General features: G+C 41.8%; 14 protein-coding genes and 2 pseudogenes. 2 read left to right on the top strand and 14 right to left on the bottom strand.

What is annotated here, in order from left to right; all coding sequences use genetic code 11:
* Positions 1-102 precede the first annotated feature (102 nt).
* The gene (locus tag AWH49_RS12985; RefSeq protein ID WP_063966053.1) at positions 103-1,062 is read left to right on the top strand and encodes an aldolase catalytic domain-containing protein; all 960 of its coding nucleotides are present in this window, start codon (positions 103-105) and stop codon (positions 1,060-1,062) included.
* 844 nt (positions 1,063-1,906) lie between these two features.
* On the opposite strand, the pseudogene AWH49_RS21455 reads toward AWH49_RS12985, so the two are convergent.
* From AWH49_RS21455 to AWH49_RS12940, 10 genes and pseudogenes are all read right to left on the bottom strand, one after another.
* Positions 1,907-2,477: pseudogene (locus tag AWH49_RS21455) on the bottom strand (PEP-utilizing enzyme); the annotation flags it as partial.
* Between the two features lie 115 nt (positions 2,478-2,592).
* A pseudogene (locus AWH49_RS12975) lies at positions 2,593-3,948 on the bottom strand (IS1182 family transposase).
* Positions 3,949-4,050: 102 nt separating this feature from the next.
* Complete coding sequence (locus tag AWH49_RS12970) at positions 4,051-4,953, bottom strand: sulfite exporter TauE/SafE family protein (RefSeq protein WP_063966051.1); 903 nt, start codon at positions 4,951-4,953, stop codon at positions 4,051-4,053.
* Between the two features lie 18 nt (positions 4,954-4,971).
* Entirely contained in the window at positions 4,972-5,592 is a 621-nt protein-coding gene (locus AWH49_RS12965; protein ID WP_034284567.1) for a precorrin-2 dehydrogenase/sirohydrochlorin ferrochelatase family protein, read from the bottom strand.
* Positions 5,577-6,326 carry a sirohydrochlorin chelatase gene (locus AWH49_RS12960; RefSeq protein WP_063966050.1) on the bottom strand — a complete coding sequence of 250 codons (750 nt, stop codon included), beginning with the start codon at positions 6,324-6,326 and terminating at the stop codon, positions 5,577-5,579. The genes AWH49_RS12965 and AWH49_RS12960 overlap by 16 nt, the downstream gene beginning before the upstream one ends.
* Positions 6,323-7,099, bottom strand: a complete 777-nt coding sequence (gene cobA, locus AWH49_RS12955; RefSeq protein ID WP_018393062.1) for a uroporphyrinogen-III C-methyltransferase — start codon at positions 7,097-7,099, stop codon at positions 6,323-6,325. Before cobA ends, AWH49_RS12960 begins: the two co-directional genes overlap by 4 nt.
* Before the next feature lie 118 nt (positions 7,100-7,217).
* The gene (locus tag AWH49_RS21290) at positions 7,218-7,328 is read right to left on the bottom strand and encodes a DUF3906 family protein (RefSeq protein ID WP_157723733.1); all 111 of its coding nucleotides are present in this window, start codon (positions 7,326-7,328) and stop codon (positions 7,218-7,220) included.
* 13 nt (positions 7,329-7,341) lie between these two features.
* The gene (cysC, locus tag AWH49_RS12950; RefSeq protein ID WP_063966049.1) at positions 7,342-7,935 is read right to left on the bottom strand and encodes an adenylyl-sulfate kinase; all 594 of its coding nucleotides are present in this window, start codon (positions 7,933-7,935) and stop codon (positions 7,342-7,344) included.
* 14 nt (positions 7,936-7,949) lie between these two features.
* The gene (gene sat / locus AWH49_RS12945; RefSeq protein WP_018393064.1) at positions 7,950-9,089 is read right to left on the bottom strand and encodes a sulfate adenylyltransferase; all 1,140 of its coding nucleotides are present in this window, start codon (positions 9,087-9,089) and stop codon (positions 7,950-7,952) included.
* A gap of 62 nt (positions 9,090-9,151) precedes the next feature.
* Positions 9,152-9,865 (bottom strand): phosphoadenylyl-sulfate reductase, encoded by a 714-nt coding sequence (locus AWH49_RS12940; RefSeq protein WP_063966133.1) that lies wholly within the window; start codon positions 9,863-9,865, stop codon positions 9,152-9,154.
* Between the two features lie 205 nt (positions 9,866-10,070).
* Between AWH49_RS12940 and AWH49_RS12935 the strand changes: the two genes are divergently transcribed.
* On the top strand, positions 10,071-11,693 hold the full coding sequence (locus AWH49_RS12935; protein ID WP_063966048.1) for an ABC-F family ATP-binding cassette domain-containing protein: 1,623 nt from the start codon (positions 10,071-10,073) through the stop codon (positions 11,691-11,693).
* Between the two features lie 119 nt (positions 11,694-11,812).
* Here the strand turns inward: AWH49_RS12935 and AWH49_RS20080 are convergent, their stop codons facing one another.
* The 4 genes from AWH49_RS20080 to AWH49_RS12915 all read right to left on the bottom strand — a co-directional run bounded on the left by AWH49_RS20080 (position 11,813) and on the right by AWH49_RS12915 (position 15,828).
* On the bottom strand, positions 11,813-12,025 hold the full coding sequence (locus AWH49_RS20080) for a hypothetical protein (protein ID WP_157723726.1): 213 nt from the start codon (positions 12,023-12,025) through the stop codon (positions 11,813-11,815).
* A gap of 475 nt (positions 12,026-12,500) precedes the next feature.
* Complete coding sequence (locus AWH49_RS12925; protein WP_063966046.1) at positions 12,501-13,556, bottom strand: NAD(P)/FAD-dependent oxidoreductase; 1,056 nt, start codon at positions 13,554-13,556, stop codon at positions 12,501-12,503.
* Between the two features lie 257 nt (positions 13,557-13,813).
* Positions 13,814-14,782: an ABC transporter substrate-binding protein gene (locus AWH49_RS12920; protein WP_063966045.1), complete on the bottom strand. Its 969-nt coding sequence runs from the start codon at positions 14,780-14,782 to the stop codon at positions 13,814-13,816.
* 65 nt (positions 14,783-14,847) lie between these two features.
* Positions 14,848-15,828, bottom strand: a complete 981-nt coding sequence (locus tag AWH49_RS12915; RefSeq protein ID WP_063966044.1) for an ABC transporter substrate-binding protein — start codon at positions 15,826-15,828, stop codon at positions 14,848-14,850.
* Between the last annotated feature and the right edge of the window lie 71 nt (positions 15,829-15,899).

The following is a 15,899-nucleotide window of genomic DNA, read 5'->3' as shown; positions in this document are numbered from 1 at the left end:
TGAAAAATAAGTTTGACACCTTTAAATGAATCATGATATAAAGCATAAATATTAAAAAATAATATGATTAATGAGCTTAATCAACAGGAGGAAGTTACAATTATGGAACACCGCAGCAAAATTTTAGACTGTACCATCCGTGATGGAGGTTTAGTCAACAATTGGGATTTCAGCATTGAATTTGTTCAAGACCTGTATAATGGCCTAAGTGCAGCAGGTGTTGAATACATGGAAATCGGCTACAAAAACTCAGCGAGGCTTCTTAACGCGACTGAGCCCAATCCGTGGAGATTTCTTGACGATAATTTCCTGAAAGAAATTATCCCTGAGAAAAAGTTCACGAAGCTATCTGCATTAGTAGATATCGGGCGTGTAGACTCAAATGACATTCTGCCGCGTGAACAAAGTGTTTTAGATATGATTCGAGTAGCATGCTATGTCCGTGAAGTGGATAAAGGCTTAGAGCTTGTACAAATGTTCCATGATTTGGGTTATGAGACTTCGCTCAACATTATGGCTTTATCCAGCGTGCCTGAGAATCAGCTTATTGAAGCGTTTGAAATGGTGAAAGAAAGCCCCGTAGATGTTGTGTATATCGTGGACTCCTTTGGGAGCTTGGATCCTGCGGATATTGAGCATCAAGTGAAAAAGTTTCAATCGATGATTCCTAACAAACAGCTTGGGATCCATACGCATAACAATATGCAGCTGGCATTCGCCAATACATTAACTGCGATGCAAAATGGGGTTACTTTCCTTGATTCATCTGTTTATGGCATGGGTCGTGCGGCGGGTAACTGTAACACAGAGCTTCTCGTTAGCTACATACAAAAACCACGTTATGAAATTAAGCCAGTTCTAGGCGTCATTGAAAAGCACATGTTAGAAATGCGTCAAAAGTGGGAATGGGGCTATATCATCCCTTACATGATCTCTGGTGTGCTTAACGAACACCCGCGTGTCGCCATGGCTTACCGTGACAGTGCAGATCGGGATAAATTTGTAGATTTTTATGACAAGGTAACAATACCCGAAGTCACTTTGGCCTCAGCATCGAAGTAGATTAGATTATTAACTGCAATTCATATTGGTATCTTACAATTGCCTGCGGGCGGTTCTTTTTATTATGGAACCAAGAGGCAGGTTAGCATGATTGTGAATGATTGTACTTGAACTAACGGGTGCTTTACTTCAATAAGAGAGGTTGCTGAGGCAGCCTTTTTCTTATGGCACTAACGGGGCAGATTAGTACTATAAGTATTGTATTAAAATTCGGATAGAAAAAAGGAAAAGGTTTTTTTAATAAATGGCTATGTTATCTAAGGCTAACGTGACCCAGTGGTCCATGAATTCGAATGTTGATTAAGGGTGTTCACGGAGTAATTTTTCTCAATCTCTAAATAAAAGAGAAAATCATCCGAATTATCAGACCTCCTGAGTTTTATACGGTCGATCCCTAAGAATTAAGTTCGATACCATGAATTATGTAATTTAGTCGACTTATGAGGATGGACCCCAAATTAAACAAAGTAAGGGGAGGATATAATATATTATAGGTACTTGAAGCGCTAGTTCCTAAATCCTCTTATGTTCGTTTGAAGTTAACATAATATTTATTATCATTAGTTATAAAATTATATCTCATTTCAAAAGTAAACTTTTAATATTGAGAAAAAATGAATTTTTTTATATGATTATTGAACTGGCAGCAAATTTATCCTGTTTGGCTTTTTCGCTGCCAGTTATGTGTATTTGTGTTATCGGTATTTAAATACTTGCGTAATGCCCATTGATAATCTTCGTGATCTTCAGGATAACGTACATTAGAAATAAGTACTGATTCAGGTCGGTGAATATTAACGTGTTTGTAGCAGTTGCAAAAACAAGTTCAAAAAAGATCACTGTTTTATTTACTAGAACTACCCTCCAATATTTGCACGAAGCCATTGGTTTCATCCACTCGTATATAGGCACCATCTTTAATAATTTCCGTATCTTTTTCGATTCCAACAACTGCTGGAATACCGTATTCACGTGCAATCACAGAGCCGTGAGTCATCATTCCACCGACTTCCGTTATGAGTCCAACAACTGAAGTAAATAATGGCGTCCATCCAGGATCAGTAGATCAGTATAAGGAGCAACTAAGATTTCGCCACGATTGAGCTTTGCATCCTCCGGTCCGGTCTGAGATTGACTCTTGCAACACCATCTACAACACCTGCAGAAACGGCTGTGCCTACGATAGCTCCTTCTGGTGCGTTAACATCCCGCAGTTTTCCAGTAATAATTTCTCCTTCACTGGTCATAACTCGAGGAGATTTTAGCTTTTGATTCAACTCATGCTGATTTTTTCTTTCTTCCACAACTTCTTGTACATTTCCTGAATAACGGTTTTCTAACTTTTCTAACAATGATATGAGTTCATCCAGTGTAAAATAGAATACGTCCTCTTCACACTGGAATATTCCCTTGCCAAAATGAAAAAGAGAAAACATCCATTAGGATGTTTTCTCAGACTGTAGACAAAGCCGCTTTCAAATCTCCGATTTGAGGCGGTTTTGTCTTTTTTACGTGTTGAAGCCCCTCTTCTCAAGCTGGCCGTGGAGACTTCCACGACCATCTGGCCAGTTTCTTGAGGTTCATGGCAGCAAAAGTAAGCATCGCCTGCATGGATAATTTCCCCAGTCCCCTGAGGGTTGTCCAGCGCATGCCATGCTTTTCTTTTGCGTCCGCAAAGACCCGCTCAATCGTTTCTTTGCGTTTCGCGTAGATTTCTTTATTATGCGGCGTATGGCGCATGTGGTCGGCTTCTTCAAGATAGCTCTCCCACACATGCCGGTGAATCAGTTTCAGGTGATTCTGACTTTACGTGCACATCGACAAAAGCGGGCAGTCCTGGCACTGTTTTGGATCAGAGGCATACTGCCTGTATCCATCACGGGTTGTAGTCCGGTAAGGAAGCACCTGTCCTTCAGGACAAATATAGCAGTCATAGTGTTCATCAAACGCAAAGTCGCTCTTTTTTAAATAGCCTTTTGGAGTCCGGGGTCTCGAATACGGCAGGACAGGCAGAATCTCCAGGTCCGTTACATACTTCGCAATATGCGGTGTTTTATATCCGGCATCGGCTGCGACAGCGACAGGCTTTGCGACTTTTTCCATAACGGTATCCAGAATCTCGGTAAATATACGGCTGTCATGAACATTGGCACCAGTGACATGGGAAGCAAGAACAAAACCGTTGGCATCACAGGCGGTATGAAAGGAATAGGCGAAGCTCTTTTCACGCTCATCTTTTACGTAGTAGCCACTTTCAGGATCGGTCGTGCTAACTTTGATCTCTTTCGTCTCTTCCTTTTCCTGTGGGGGAAATGGCTTTTTTCCGTGTTCTTCACGATCTACGTTAATTTCCTCATCCAGCTGTGCCTGGTAGCTTCTCGCTTCTACACGCACGACTTTCTTGTCGAATTTCTTTTTATTCGCACTCGCTTTTACATGCGTAGAATCAATGAAGGCAACAGAAGGATCAACAAAACCCTTTTCCATCGCTTCTTTCAGAATCCGGTAGAAAACCTGTTCAAACAGGTCGGTATCTTTGAAACGGCGGACATAGTTTTTACCGAAGGTGGAGAAATGAGGTATTTTCTCCGAAAAACCATAGCCAAGAAACCATCGATAAGCGACGTTCGTTTCGATTTCCTTAATCGTCTGGCGCATCGAACGGATGCCAAACAGATACTGCACGAGCACCATTTTGATGAGTACAACGGGATCAACACTCGGCCGTCCGTTTTCCGTAGAATACATACCCTCCACCAATGGATAAATGAAATCGAAATCGATCGCCGCCTCAATTTTACGAACCAAGTGATCGTTCGGCACAAGCTGGTTGAGTGCGACAACCTCCATTTGATTCCGATGATCTTCAAGTCGTTTGGATAACATACAAATTCCCCCACAAGATTTTGATGTTTTTATTATACAAAAAAAGCCTGCAGACATCGTCTTCAAAATGAAGACTTTGTCTACAAGCTGAGAAAACATCCATTAGGATGTTTTCTCTTTTACATTTATAGTCACGTGTTTATCCATTCCTGATATTCGCTCTTTTTTGATCATGTAACCAATAAGTGGGATCCAGATGACGACAAGCGCGATAAAGATATACTTCTCTGCTGAAACAGAAATGCTTGTGTAGTTTAAGATCGCATTTAAGTTTGTCATGATTAGCATACCGCTGACGATAACTGCTAAAACGCGTGTCGGTAAGCTTTTAACGATCCAGGCTGCAAATGGGGCTGCGATAATACCGCCAAGCATGATCGCTCCTGCCCAGAGCCAATTGATCTGTGATGGCCCTAAAGAAATCATAAAGCCGATTGTCGCAGACGCCGCAACGGCAAATTCGCTCGCTGCAACGGTTCCGATCACCATACGCGGCTGCATCCCTTTTTGAGACAAAAGAGCAGGCGTTGCGATCGGTCCCCATCCTCCCCCGCCGCTAGCATCGAAAAACCCACCTACAAAACCGAGTGGAACGTAAAAGCGGTTCGTCAGCTGTTTTGGATTTTGTTTGCGAGCGTCCTGAAAAAATAAAAACCGTGCCAGGATGTAGAGGCCAAGGCAAAGAAGAAAAGAGGAAACGTAAAGCCGCACGTTATCTCCCGTCAAATTGCTCAAAAAAGTGGCACCGGCAAATGCGCCGATTGAGCCAGGGATAATTAATTTTTTCAGCATTGCTTTATCTACGTTGCCAAAACGTCGATGGCTCATGCCTGATGCGGCGGTCGTGACGACTTCTGCCATATGGACAGAAGCAGATGCAATGGCCGGTGCAATACCTGCTGAGAGCAATAATGTGGTTGATGTGAGGCCGTAGCCCATTCCGAGTGACCCGTCAACGAGCTGAGCAGCAAGTCCGACGAGTGCGAGAATTAAAAAACGTTCCATAACTGTTCCTCCTGTTGTCTACAAAGCGGGATAAGCAGATGTTAGTTCTGTTATGTACCGCTCCCGCTCTTCCGGGTAATCGAGATAATGTGAATCTGCTGCTTTTTTCAGCCATATCCGCCGTTCATGGCGGCTGTCGACATGTTTTTTTATATACTGTCTTGTATCATATAAAAAATCAAGATACGTTTCATATCGTTCATCAAATTGATCTTCGAGATGATTGCGGATGTTTTTCGATAAAGTAGGGCTTGCGCCTCCTGTTGAGACGCTGATCATGAGCTTGCCACGAATGAGAACGGCTGGAATTTGTGCATTGCCAAGATCGTTGTGTTCGGCATGTACAACGAGCTTTCCATGTTCTTTGGCAAGTCCCGCCATTTGTTCATTCGCTTCTTTATCATCTGTTACAAGCATGATTAAAAAAGCATCTTTTAAATCGTTCCATTCCACTTTTTTTCGATGTAGAATGACTTTTTCTTTGGCGGCGAGCTGTTCAATCGATGGATGAAATTCAGGACTAATAATATGTGCACAAATACCGAAACGAAGCAGGTTTTCGATTTTATGAAGCGCGATCGGTCCGCCACCTGCAATAACAACCTTTTGATCAGTAAGGTCAATCATGATTGGAAACATGACGGTACCTCATAAAACGCTTCTTCAACACGCTGTGCCAGTATTTGACCAAGCATTGGGTCGTAGCCGAGATGACGGCATAAATGCACCTCTGCCTCTGTTTGAAGTTTTCTCACTTCACGATCCATTGTTTTCGTTAAAATGCCTGTAAAAAGCAAGTATGGGACGATAAAGAGCTGTCTTGACTTCATTGCAGCTAATTCATACAAGGCATCTTCAAACGTTGGTTCACAGGCTGCTAAATATCCGATATATACATCGGATAACTTGGTTTTTTCTTTAAAAAGACGGCTAATCTGGTCGAAGTCCTGTTTCGTTTCGGGATCACTGCTTCCACGTCCAACGAGCAATACACATGCATCTTCCTGAAAAGGTGCGGCTTCTTTCATTCGATCGATTAGTACATCAACAATATGTTCATGCACACCAAGCGGGCGTCCGTAGCGGATCATAAGATTAGGATAGTGCTGTGCTGCTTTTTTAAGTTCTTCTGGAATGTCTTTTTTCGCATGACCCGCTGTTAACAGAAGAAACGGCATGGCAATGATTTCCGTGGCCCCTTTTTGTACGCATCTCGCTAAACCTTCCGCAATCGATGGGTCTGAAAGCTCTAAATAACAGATTTCTTGAATTTGAGCATCGACAAGCGGCATTGTTTCTTCAATAAACGCCGCTGCTTGCTTAGCTCCTTCTTTTACACGGGTACCATGACAAATGTAGAGGATTGCTCTCATTGTTCACTGCCCCCTCGTGTCAAAGCTCCATCTTTTTCTTCAAACCATTGCAGTTGATCCCGCATTTTTACGACTTCACCGACAATGATCATACTTGGATTTGTAATGCCTTCTTTTTGAGCGACCTCATAAATGTTTACGAGTGTGCCTGTGACTGTTTGCTGCTTCGCCGTCGTCCCCCAGTGAATAAGAGCAGCTGGTGTTTCCGGCGGTTTACCATGCTTGATGAGTTGCTCTTGAATGTAAGGGAGATTTTTAACGCCCATGTAAATGGCGATTGTATCGATTCCTTTGGCAAGAGAGGCCCATTTCATTTCTTCATCCGCACCTGTCTTTCGGTGGCCGGTTACAATGGCAAACGATGCACCATGATCGCGGTGAGTAACAGGAATACCGGCATAGGCAGGGGCTGCAATACCTGATGTAATACCAGGGATTACTTCAAATGCAATGCCATGATGGGCAGCGAACGCTGCTTCTTCACCACCGCGTCCGAAGACATATGGATCGCCGCCTTTTAAACGGACGACTTGCTTGCCTTCTTTAGCATGTTTAACAAGAAGTTCGTTAATGTTTTCTTGTTGAACAAAATGACGGTCCGGCAGTTTTCCGCAAAAAATCAGCTCGGTTCCTGTTTTAGCATGATCAAGCAGTTCCATGCTGATTAACCGGTCATACAAAATGACATCAGCTTGCTTGATTGCATTTAAACCTTTTACTGTAATTAAATCCGGATCACCCGGTCCTGCACCGACAAGCCAAATTTTGCCCATCGTGCCACCTCCCCGTTCATTGTGCGTTGATCTTCTCTATTTCGAATCCGTTCCGGGAGCAGGCCATATGAAGCCTGCTCCACCGCGGATGCGTTTTTTCATACACCGTAATTTCTTCCTAGTCAGGGAGCAAGACATAAAACATCTCTAGCTCATCATCGACCTGGCTGAATACTTTTAAATCATCACCTGCGAGGATAACGGCCTGTACCGTTTCCCCGCTTGTTATACGATTTCTTTAATTATAACCAGTTATTACTCTTTAAATAATCAACAAGCTGATCGACACACTCATCAACAGTGAACTGATCGGTATTTAACACAAGTTCTGGTTTATCTGGTGCTTCATAAGGAGATGTAATTCCTGTAAACTCAGGGATTTCACCTGCTCGTGCTTTTTTATATAATCCTTTTGGATCACGCTCTTCGCATTTTTCAATCGGACATTCAACAAATACTTCAATAAATTCACCATCTTCAAGAAGAGCGCGAACGGTATCGCGGTCTTCACGGAATGGCGAGATGAACGCAGTAAAGACGAGCTGACCGCTGTCTACAAATAACTTGGCTACTTCACCAATACGGCGAATGTTTTCTTTACGCGCTTCATCGGAAAAACCAAGATCTTTATTTAAACCGTGGCGAACGTTATCCCCATCAAGGACGTACGTGTTCACACCAAGATCAAACAAGCGGCGTGCCGCTGCATTCGCAACAGTCGATTTGCCGGAACCAGACAGCCCAGTAAACCAAAGAACCGAGCTATGGTGTCCACTTTTTGTACGGCGTTCTTCTTTTGTTAGTGATTGTTCATGCCAGACGATATTTTCAGCCATTATGATTCTCCCCCTTAGCTATGCGCTGTTTCTTTCATTCCGCGAATCAATACTTCAACCACTTCTTTACGGCTAAATTCTGCCGGTGGAATTTGACCGGAACGAAGCATTTCACGCACCTTTGTACCAGAAAGAATCACATGATCTTCCTTGCCGTGCGGGCAAGTTTTCGAAGACGCCATGTTGCCGCATTTTTCGCAGTAGAAGCTATGTTCAAAGAATAAAAGTGTAATGCCGATTTCTTCTGCCGTAAAGTTTGAGAAAATTTCTTGTGCTTCGTATGTGCCGTAATAATCACCAACGCCTGCATGGTCGCGGCCGACGATGAAGTGAGTACAGCCGTAATTTTTACGGACAATTGCATGGAAAATTGCTTCACGCGGTCCAGCGTAGCGCATTGCGGCTGGGAATACAGCAAGCTTCACACGGTCCGCCGGGTAATAGTCACGAAGCAATACTTGATAGCTTTCCATACGAATATCAGCTGGAATATCATCTGATTTCGTTTCGCCAACGAGCGGATTTAATAGAAGCGCATCTACAATTTCAAGCGCTGACTTTTGAATGTATTCATGCGCCCGGTGAACCGGATTACGTGTTTGAAACCCAACAATTTTGTTCCATCCGTTTTCATTAAAAATGCGACGTGTTTCAGAAGGATCGAAGTAAAACTCTGCAAATTGTTTACGCTCAATGCGTTTGACAAGCGTCACCGGTCCACCAAGATAAATATGGCCTCGGTCATATAACTTTTTCACGCCTGGATGCGCTTCTTCAGTCGTCTTGTACACGTTTTGTGCTTCGAATTTTTGATCAGGTTTATAAATGTCGGTAATATTTAAAACGCCGTAAACAATGCCTTTTTGTTTTAATAGAACAGCATCACCTACTGTGTAGTCCGATGCATCTGTGACAGGAAGTGTAATCGGCAGGCTCCATACTGTACCGTTTGCGAGACGCATGTCTTTAACGACAAGGTCGTAATCTTTTTCTGTTAAAAATCCGGTGAGCGGGCTAAATGCGCCGGTTGCGATTAATTCAAGGTCGCTTAATGCTGTAGCGTCAAGCTCCACTTCTTTCGTAATTCCGGACAAATCAAGATCTGGCTGGTACTGATTAATTAGATGGCCTCCATGGGCAGCAATGTTTGTCATGTGTTAAACCTCCGATATAGTTAAAATCATATATAGATACTTGGTATTGTATTCAAAAAAAATTACGTTGTATGCAGACCACATTCTGTTTTTCCCGAACCGTCCCAACGGCCAGAACGAATGTCATCAATTGAAAATGCTGGTTTTGTGCACGGTGCACAGCCAATACTAGGATATCCTTGATCGTGAAGAACGTTGTAGTCAAGCTCATGCTTCGTTACGTATCGCCATACTTCTTTCCACGTCCAGTGAATAAGGGGGCACACTTTAATTTTTTCAAATCGTTTATCAAGATTTAAGTAATTCGTATTGGCTCTTGATTCCGACTGCTCGCGGCGAAGTCCTGAAATCCAGGCTGTCGATGGCGCGAGTGCTTTTTGAAGCGGAATGATTTTACGGATCTCACAGCATTTATTCGGATTTGTTTTAAATAGATCCGGTTCGAACTGTGCTGCCTGCTCTTCAATAGTCAGGTCAGGCTGTTGTATACGGATGTTTAGTTGTGGATACCGTGCTTTTACTTTATCAATCGTTTCGTACGTTTCTTTAAAATGATAATTGGTATCGAGAAAAACAATTTCAGCATCCGGTTTAATTTGTGCAATTAAATCAATAAGGACAATGCCTTCAATACCAAAGCTGCAAGCGTAAACGAGTTTCTCTCCATATGTCTCATAGGCCCATCGCAGCGTTTCAAGCGCACCTTTCGTTTCCGAATCTGCTGGAAAGTCAGGAATCTGTGCCTGCGCGTCATTCCATGATTCAAACGTAATCATTTGTTCCACCCCATTCATTATGTCTCTTTATGGATGAATTCAGTTTATCAGAAAATGGTGTAAAGTCAATCCCATTTATATACTCGGGATTAAAAAAACTCATTTTATCTTTCTAATAAGTGCATTCAATATTGTATATGTTCTTTTTTCAGTCAGGTGATGATATAATTAGATTTGATGAATTCATTTTGGGAGGATAAAAAATTTGATTACAGTACAAGATGTTAGTCTTCGCTTTGGCGATAAGAAATTGTTTGAAGATATTAACTTGAAATTCACACCAGGTAACTGCTATGGCTTGATCGGTGCGAATGGGGCAGGTAAATCCACATTTGTGAAAATCTTGTCAGGTGATCTTGAGCCGCAAACAGGCCACGTATCGATCCCGAAAGATTCACGGCTTGCTGTGTTAAAACAAAATCACTTTGAATATGAAGATTTTGGTGTACTTGAAACAGTCATGATGGGCCATGCCCGTTTATATGAGGTGATGAAAGAAAAAGACGCTATTTATATGAAAGCGGATTTCACAGATGAAGATGGAATGCGTGCTGCAGAACTTGAAGGTGAATTCGCAGATATGAACGGGTGGGAAGCAGAATCCGAAGCGGCGATTTTGTTGTCAGGTCTTGGAATTCCTGAATCACTTCACGATAAGAAGATGGCAGATGTAGACGGTTCAGACAAAGTAAAAATACTTCTTGCACAAGCTTTGTTCGGTAAACCTGACGTTCTTTTACTCGATGAGCCGACCAACCACCTTGATATTCAGGCTATTCGTTGGCTGGAAGAATTTTTAATTAACTTTGAAAATACGGTCATCGTCGTATCCCATGACCGTCACTTTTTGAATAAAGTGTGTACGCATATAGCCGATCTTGATTTTGCAAAAATTCAAATTTACGCCGGTAACTACGATTTCTGGTATGAATCCAGCCAATTAGCACAAAGACTACAAGCGGATTCGAATAAGAAAAAAGAAGAGAAAATTAAGGAACTTCAAGCGTTTGTTGCCCGTTTTAGCGCAAACGCATCAAAATCAAAACAGGCAACATCACGTAAAAAGTCACTCGAAAAAATTACGCTTGACGATATTCGCCCGTCATCACGCCGCTATCCGTACGTTCAATTTCAGATTGAACGCGAAATCGGCAATGATATCCTTCGTGTAGAAGGTTTATCAAAAACAATTGACGGTGTTAAAGTGCTTGATAACGTGAGTTTTATTATGAACAAAGATGATAAAATTGCCCTTGTTGGTACAAATGAAGCGGCGAAAACAACCCTCTTTAAAATTTTAGCAGGTGAAATGGCGCCGGACGAAGGCACTTACAAATGGGGTGTGACAACGACACAAGCCTATTTCCCGAAAGACAACTCCGATTACTTTGATGGATCGGATATGACGCTTGTGGAATGGCTTCGTCAATATTCTCCGGCAGATGAAAGTGAAAGCTTTCTGCGTGGATTCCTTGGCCGGATGCTTTTCTCGGGCGAAGAAGCATTGAAAAAAGCAAGCGTTCTTTCTGGTGGCGAAAAGGTTCGCTGCATGCTGTCAAAAATGATGCTGTCCGGTTCAAACGTTTTGCTTCTTGATGAGCCAACGAACCATCTCGATCTCGAATCGATTACAGCGCTTAATGATGGGTTGATCAACTTTAAAGGATCACTCATTTTCGCTTCTCATGACCATCAGTTCGTACAGTCGATAGCTAATCGTATTATCGACCTTACACCGAAAGGCATCGTCGATAAATCAGTCACATATGATGAATATTTAGATGATGATGAGTTGCAGAAAAAAGTAAAAGCGATGTATGCATCATAAGAAAAGAAGGTTCTTTTTTGTATAAGTACTAATTAACGATTAAGTAAAATAACGAAATAACCAATTTAAGCCTACTCTTTGTCAAAAGGAGTAGGCTTAAATTGGTTGGCTTTTCTTAATTATTTTTGATCGTCCGCTGTTATATTAAATTCTTTCTCCTTCGGGGCAAATGTTTCTGTGAACCCCACGGTCCACTGGTCGGTTTTTTCATTAAATGTCACATCGCTGATGGCTGCTGTAAAGCCACTGTCGTCCTGTTTTTTCTCAATCACCTGTCGGACGACTTCTTCTTCCGTTAAGTCCGCTCCTTTTAGCTGGTACGTCGGGAGCACGGTGACAAGTTTGGCTCCGCCCTGCCCCTGGGTATGATTCCAAAATAAAACCTGAAAACTCCACTAAGACCCGCTGGCCGAATTTGAGTTTTTCATTCGCTTTTGGAAATGTGTAATTCACAGCGTCGAAAAATAGTCCTTCTCCACTTGTTTCAGAAAAATCAGCAGAAGCGGCAGCGACAACGAGCATTCCATTTTCCGTAACGCCCTCCTTCTTTAGATGGCCCGCGGGTGACGGTATCTACTGGATACTCGACATTCGGTTCGCCTGACAGCGACGGCATCCGCCCATCCTGCTTAATAACCATGTCATATTCAGCAAATTGCTTTTTAGAGTATGATGAGAAACTGGTGGTTCCACCACGTGCATGGTTGATCAACTCAAAATCAACTTATTTCGAAATGAACTAGCTTCACTTTAATCGACGAAGGAAATCTTTGTCCCATTATAATGCCTTTAAGCAAGACTTCTCTATTATCCTTCTACATCTCTATAATTTTCGTCATCTAAACCAAGCTTTTTGTTTCTTTCTTTAAATCGGATATTATGTGAGGACACATACGCTACTTTCGGTGCATCCGGCTCAATACGTAACTTAGCGCTATTCAACGCAAGTATTCCATCCGTGAATGCCCCTGCAATCAATCTCACCTTGCTCTCATGGTCAATGAAATCTCCAGCACCATATACACCAGGAATATTTGTCTCCCTTTTGCTATTCACAATCGCTACATCCTCTTTCATTTCTAATCCCCATTCGGTTAATGGACCGTAATCACATTTCAAACCATGATTGACAATGACCGCATCCACAGTGATTCTCTCGACTTCACCTGTTTCTATATGGGACATGGATACCTGATCTATGGTATCTCCATTACCATGCAGCTGTACCACTTCATAAGGCGTACGTACATCCACAGAAGACTCTTTCATCTTGATGACATTCTTTTCATGTCCTCCAAAGTCATTACGCCGATGGACGACTGTTACACTTGCAGCGATTGTTTCTAATTCATTTGCCCAGTCAACTGCTGAGTTTCCACCTCCAGAGATCAGCACATGTTTGTCACGAAATACCTCCAGTTCTTGTACTGTATAGTGTAAATTTGTTACCTCATAGCGGTCTGCTCCTTCAATTTCTAGCTTTTGCATTGTTAAGACACCATATCCTACAGCTAATATCACCGTTTTCGAATGATGCTTCTCACCTGTTGCAGCCGTCAAAATAAAGGTTCCGTCCTTCAATTTCTCCAACCCAACGACTTGTTGATTCAACACAATCGTTGGATCGAAAGTTCTCGCTTGCTCTTCTAACTGAGCGATTAATTGTTCTCCTAGAATTGGGGTAACTCCACCAACATCCCAAATCACTTTTTCAGGATAAATGAGTACTCTGCCCCCAAGCTTTGGTCCATACTCAATAATTTTAGTTTTTAAATCACGCATTCCACTATAAAAAGCTGTATACAACCCTGCAGGTCCTCCGCCAATAATCGTTACATCAAATAACTCTAATTCTTCCGCCATCTCGATTCCCCCATACTTATTTATATTAGATTCCAAATTGAGCACGATGAAGCCTGCTGCGAGCTTCTTGTATAACTAACAAACTTATCATGACCTTCAACAATGCCACCCTCCATCATAAAAACAATGGGATAGCGGAGCTGGGTCTGTGTTTAACTCACTGATCTGACAGCTCCACTAACGTTAAGTGCCAGAAATGTTCAATACGTTAGAAACCCCACTTAATTTTCTGATGAAAATTAAGTGGGGGGATTATTCTATTTGGATAATAACTCTATCGCTTCATCCAATGACTTCTCGATGGCAATCGGTGCATACGTAAACCATGGATCATCATCAATGTAATTGACTTTATTATTTTGTACAGCAGCTAAGTTTTTCCACAAAGCGCTGTTTTCAATTTGATAGAACATACCTCCTTCATCTTTTGTTTCTTGATCATAGGCTAACATAATAATATGATCACCTGCATAGTCAGGCAGCTTCTCCATCGAGATATCATCATAAACAAACTCTGCAAAATTAGGATCTTTCACAAGCTTTTCCTGAATAATGGGTGGAGGGGTCAATTCTAATAATCGGTAAAACACATGACCTATATTCCGTGCACCATAAAGTCTTAAATTATCTTTACCATATGTCATGAAAATGGAAAAAACTTCATCTTCTCCAAAATCCCTAGCAATTTTTTCTCTACCTTCAGCTGCTTTTGTATTTAAATTTGCGAGCCAAGCATCCGCTTCCTTTTCCTTTCCTAAGATGCGAGCAACCTCATTTAGTTGAGTATATACATCGCCGTATTGCCAAGGAATCACAACAGTCGGTGCAATTTTGCTTAACTGTTCCACTTCTTCAGGATCCGCAGAAATTATTAAGTCAGGTGCTGATTCCAACACTTTCTCTATGGAAAAAGGACTTCCAATGTCTTCTACACCCTCTTGTAATTCACCTAAATAATCGTTATCCAATACGTGAGTAGGTGCTCCAATCGGCTTAACGCCAAGCGCTAACATTGCATCGAGGTATTGCGTCGTTAATACATGCTTCGGATTGATCGGAATCTCTACTTCTCTACCTGTTACATCTTTATAGATTCTTGTTGTTTCCTCCTGATTATCCTTGGGCTGTGTATCAGAGGTATTGGCTACTTTTTCACCACAACCGGCTAAAATAGCCGAAAGTAATAGTACAATGAATAATGGGTAAAAAATTGTTTTTCCCCTCATTTTGATTTCTCCTTTATGGCTAAATTACTATGATCCTTTAGTTCAAATTACTATTACGAAATGTTTTAATTCCCTTTTGCTAACATTTCAGCCATTTCCTCTGCTTGTAACAGTGCTGATAATGGATCACTAGTGAAATATTTTTTAATATTTAGTTCATATACATGATGATTTTTCACAGCATCGAGCGAATTCCAAACGCTCGGCAATTCTGGCTGGGTATCGTCACCTGTTGTGATCATAAAAATATAATCACCGGCATAGTCGTCTACTTTTTCCCATGATACATCGAGTCTGCTCTCGTTCTTATCAATGATTTCGCTTTTGACCAGCGGATGCGGCGTAACTCCTAAAATTTGATATAGGGCATCTCCACCTCGCTCTCCTGTTTCACCGACAACAATGGTCGATTTAGTCGTACCTACGTCAATAATAGAGAAGGTAGCGCCTTCTGGAATCACTTCTTTGATTTTTGCCTGAGTGGCTGCGACCCGTTCATCAAAATTAGCAAGCCATTCTTCTGCTTCTTTTTGTTTATTCAAAATTTCCCCAATTGCCGTCATTTCTTCATGAATGTTGTCATAATTTTGTGTTTCAAATACGACCGTTGGGGCAATTTTACTGTATTGTTCAACCGCATTACGGTCCCAAGTAATAATTAAATCTGGTTGTAATTCAATCATTTTTTCCACCGACACTTGTCCATCCTGTCCGATATCCTCTGTCCGATCGGTTACATATGGCGTAAGAAATTGACCATAATCTAGAATCGTTTTGGAAGCACCGATTGGTTCGACTCCAAGTGCAAGTACATGACCGAGATCCCAATCGACAATTACGCGTTCGGGATTGACAGGTACTTCAACATCGCCTGTTACCGTGGAAATGATTCGTGTCTTATTTGTACCTTGTTCTGTTGTCAGTTCTTCTTTCGCTTCATTTGTATTTGTACTGCTTGCTCCTTCACCTGAGCAAGCGGCAAGAATGAACATCAAGCATAAAATAAAAAGCCATGATCCTATTCTTTTTACATTCTGTTTCATCATATTAACTCAACCCTTCTTCTCTGTTTTACTAAGAGCGAGGTGTTTTTTGACTCTTTTCCAAGACAACCCCG

The organism is Domibacillus aminovorans, from assembly GCF_001643235.1.
GTDB lineage: Bacteria > Bacillota > Bacilli > Bacillales > Domibacillaceae > Domibacillus > Domibacillus aminovorans.
The sequence above is the reverse complement of the archived record's forward strand: the minus strand, read 5'-3'. Positions and strand labels throughout refer to the sequence as shown.

Bases quoted from the DNA above. Each gene is read 5' to 3' on its own strand.
- AWH49_RS12915 (WP_063966044.1), bottom strand. From the start codon at position 15,828: ATGATGAAACAGAATGTAAAAAGAATAGGATCATGGCTTTTTATTTTA.
- AWH49_RS12960 (WP_063966050.1), bottom strand. From the start codon at position 6,326: ATGAGAGCAATCCTCTACATTTGTCATGGTACCCGTGTAAAAGAAGGA.
- AWH49_RS12920 (WP_063966045.1), bottom strand. From the start codon at position 14,782: ATGAGGGGAAAAACAATTTTTTACCCATTATTCATTGTACTATTACTT.
- AWH49_RS12970 (WP_063966051.1), bottom strand. From the start codon at position 4,953: ATGGAACGTTTTTTAATTCTCGCACTCGTCGGACTTGCTGCTCAGCTC.
- AWH49_RS12965 (WP_034284567.1), bottom strand. From the start codon at position 5,592: ATGTTTCCAATCATGATTGACCTTACTGATCAAAAGGTTGTTATTGCA.
- sat (WP_018393064.1), bottom strand. From the start codon at position 9,089: ATGACAAACATTGCTGCCCATGGAGGCCATCTAATTAATCAGTACCAG.
- AWH49_RS12925 (WP_063966046.1), bottom strand. From the start codon at position 13,556: ATGGCGGAAGAATTAGAGTTATTTGATGTAACGATTATTGGCGGAGGA.
- AWH49_RS12940 (WP_063966133.1), bottom strand. From the start codon at position 9,865: ATGATTACGTTTGAATCATGGAATGACGCGCAGGCACAGATTCCTGAC.
- AWH49_RS12985 (WP_063966053.1), top strand. From the start codon at position 103: ATGGAACACCGCAGCAAAATTTTAGACTGTACCATCCGTGATGGAGGT.
- cysC (WP_063966049.1), bottom strand. From the start codon at position 7,935: ATGGCTGAAAATATCGTCTGGCATGAACAATCACTAACAAAAGAAGAA.
- cobA (WP_018393062.1), bottom strand. From the start codon at position 7,099: ATGGGCAAAATTTGGCTTGTCGGTGCAGGACCGGGTGATCCGGATTTA.